Here is a 2863-nt window from a genome sequence, read left to right as displayed (position 1 = left end):
GCCGCCAGCGCGGCGGCCAGCCTCCCCCCATTCTCTGTAAAGGAAATAAGCTCCACAGTCATTGGGACGCCTCCCGATAGCCGGTGGAAAACCCGGGGTGGTAGAGCTGGCTGCGGTCATAGGGCCCGGCCAGGATGTCCCCCACCACCACCAGCGCGGTCCTGGAGATCTGGTGGTCCCGCCCGGCCTGGGCCAGTTCTCCCACCGTGCAGCGCACTACCTTCTCCTCCGGCCAGGTCGCCTTATACACCAGGGCAGCTGGAGCATCTGACCGGTATCCCCCCTCCATCAGCCGGGCAGACAGTGCCTCCAGCATCCCGGCGGAGAGGAAGATGACCATGGTGGCCCCGTGCCGGGCCAGGGAGGCGATCTCCTCCCCCTGCGGCACGGGGGTCCGGCCCGCCATGCGGGTGATGATAACGGTCTGGCTCACCCCGGGCAGGGTGTACTCCGCCCCCAGGGCCGCCGCTGCCCCGCAGAAGGAGGACACCCCCGGGGTCACGTCCCAGGGGATGCCCCGCCGGTCCAGGGCGTCCATCTGCTCCCGCACCGCACCGTACAGACAGGGGTCGCCGGTGTGGAGGCGTACCGTCTCCTGCCCCGCCGCCTCTGCGCGCTCCACCGCCTCCAGCACCTGCTCCAGCGTCATGCGGGCACTGTCATAGATCCGCGCGCTGTCCCTGCACAGCCCCAGAAGGGCCGGGTTGACCAGGCTGCCCGCATAGATGACGCAGTCCGCCCCCCGCAGCAGCTCCGCTCCCCGCAGGGTGATCAGGTCGGGCGCACCCGGCCCGGCCCCTACAAAATGGACCATGGAAAAAGCCTCCTTCCCACACGGATCAGAGATACCGCCTGACCCGCTTCCGATACGCCTCGTAGGGTGCGCCGAACTGCTCCCTGCACCACCGCTCCTCCGCCAGGATGATCCAGTGCTCCGAGAGCTGGAACAGCAGGACCAGGGCGGCCAGGAGCCGGGAGCGGGTCAGCAGGACGCACCCCGCAAAATACACGAAATAGGACACATACATGGGGTTGCGGGAGAACCGGTAGAGGCCGTCCTCCCGGAAAGGACCCGGGGAGTGCCTTCCGAAACTCACCACTGCCCCCGCGCACAGGGCCAGCCCCAAAAGGTACAGGACAAGTCCCGCCCAAAAGGGCCAGGCGCCGTCCACCTCCGCCCGCTGTGCGCAGAGACACACCAGCACCCCGGCGGAGGAGAGCTGATAGACCCAATAGGCCAGCCGTTCCCTGCCCCCCATGGGGGGAATGTGGGCGGCGCGGCCCAGTCCGTCCCTTCCCAGCCGGCCCAGGAGCCCAAATCGGAGCAGCAGGAAGGGGAACAACAGGAGCAGACCGGACACGCCCATGTCACGGCACCAGAAGGGTGGTGAAGTAGCTGCCGGACTGGGGAGCGTCCTTCAGGCTCTCTGCCGCCTGCTCCCCCGGCAGGCCGCAGTTCTGCACCATGGCCGAGCTCTCCAGCAGGCCCCGGCTCTCCAGCGCCTCCAGCACCTGGGGCAGGGCCCGTCCGGACTTCATCAGCACCTTTGTCCCCGGCAGGTCCAGGGCCTCCTCCAGGGGGAAGCCCCCCGCCGGGAGGATGTGGACCGGCAGGTCCATCTCCGTCAGGCTCCGGCCCAGCCGGGCCGCGGCGGCGCAGAAGCTGGGGACCCCCGGGACCCGGACACAGCGGCAGCCCTCCTCCTCCAGCAGCTGGGCCACATAGGCGCTGCTGGCGAAGAGAGACACGTCCCCCAGCACCGGCATGGCCACGTCTGTCCCCCGGTCCAGCAGGGCGCGCACCGCCTCCGCCGCTCGCCGGTGGGCCTGGCGGCGTTTCTCCTCATCCCGGGACATGGCAAAGTCTATAAAGTGTATCTCCTTGTCAGTCAGATCCGCACCCGCCTGGGCGATCTCCAAGGCCAGGGAGTCCCCCGCCGGCGTGCGGGGGACAGCCAGGACGGGACAGTCCTCCAGCACCCGCACCGCCTTCCGGGTCATCAGTTCCGGGTCCCCGGGTCCCACCCCTACGGCGTAAAATGTTCCTCTTTCGCTCTCCATATGTTCAAGATCTCCTTTGCAGTCCCGGTCATCCCCAGCAGGCCCCGGGTATTGGTGAACAGTACGCCGCCGCAGCGGCAGGACGTCCCCGCCCGCCGCTCCAGGTGTGCCTGGAGGGCGGACAGCAGGCTGTCCATGGTCCGGTCCAGCAGGCCGGCCTCCGCCAGGATGTCCAGTCCGGCGTCGGTGGTGGCGCTGCCCATCAGGGCCCGGGCAGTCTCCTGGCCGGCCCCGCACAGGGCCGCGTGGGCGCACAGGATCTCCATGCGGCAGTCCGCCCAGCGGGAGTGGGTGTTCATCACGCCCCCCGCCACCTTCACCAGCTTGCCCAGATGCCCCACCAGGATCAGCTGCCTGATCCCCGCCTCCGCGGCGCGGTCCAGGGCCTCACCGATAAAGTTAGAACACTTTACTATCCTGATATCAGAAGGGATCAGGCCGCTCTCCGCCAAAAAATCGGCCCCATAGTTGCCTGGGGTCAGCACCACCTGGTCCGCCCCCTCCGCCGCCGCCTGGCGCAGCTCCAGGGCGATGGTCTCCACCAGGGCCTGGGCGCTCATGGGCTCCACGATGCCGGAGGTGCCCAGGATGGAGATGCCCCCCTCCACCCCCAGCTGAGGATTGAAGGTCCGGCGGGCGGCCTCCTCCCCCCCGGGAACGGAGATGGTGATCTCCAGTCCCCCGGCGTAGCCCAGGGCCGCCGCCTCTTCCTCCGCCGCCCGGGCGATCATCCTCCGGGGCACCGAGTTGATGGCCGCCTCCCCCACCGGCTGGTCCAGCCCCGGCCGGGTGACCCGGCCCA

Annotated in this window: 4 protein-coding genes; all 4 read right to left on the bottom strand. The window is 69.2% G+C overall.

Annotated elements, in window-relative coordinates:
• Positions 1 to 58: 58 nt before the first annotated feature.
• On the bottom strand, positions 59 to 814 hold the full coding sequence (cobM, locus tag BN1969_RS13030) for a precorrin-4 C(11)-methyltransferase (protein WP_050624693.1): 756 nt from the start codon (positions 812 to 814) through the stop codon (positions 59 to 61).
• A gap of 25 nt (positions 815 to 839) precedes the next feature.
• Entirely contained in the window at positions 840 to 1367 is a 528-nt protein-coding gene (locus BN1969_RS13025) for a methyltransferase family protein (protein WP_207642597.1), read from the bottom strand.
• Position 1368: 1 nt separating this feature from the next.
• The gene (cobI, locus tag BN1969_RS13020) at positions 1369 to 2061 is read right to left on the bottom strand and encodes a precorrin-2 C(20)-methyltransferase (protein WP_050624692.1); all 693 of its coding nucleotides are present in this window, start codon (positions 2059 to 2061) and stop codon (positions 1369 to 1371) included.
• Positions 2028 to 2863 (bottom strand): cobalt-precorrin-5B (C(1))-methyltransferase CbiD (cbiD, locus tag BN1969_RS18320; protein WP_050624691.1); only part of this gene is annotated, 836 nt, incomplete at its 5' end. The genes cbiD and cobI, both read right to left, overlap by 34 nt.

This window comes from Clostridium phoceensis, from assembly GCF_001244495.1.
Taxonomy (GTDB): Bacteria; Bacillota; Clostridia; order Oscillospirales; family Oscillospiraceae; genus Lawsonibacter; species Lawsonibacter asaccharolyticus.
Note: the sequence above shows the minus strand (reverse complement) of the source record. Positions and strands in the feature narration are given on the sequence as shown.

Excerpts from the sequence above, each read along its gene's own strand:
- cobM (WP_050624693.1), bottom strand. The coding sequence starts at position 814 with ATGGTCCATTTTGTAGGGGCCGGGCCGGGTGCGCCCGACCTGATCACC.
- cobI (WP_050624692.1), bottom strand. The coding sequence starts at position 2,061 with ATGGAGAGCGAAAGAGGAACATTTTACGCCGTAGGGGTGGGACCCGGG.
- BN1969_RS13025 (WP_207642597.1), bottom strand. The coding sequence starts at position 1,367 with ATGGGCGTGTCCGGTCTGCTCCTGTTGTTCCCCTTCCTGCTGCTCCGA.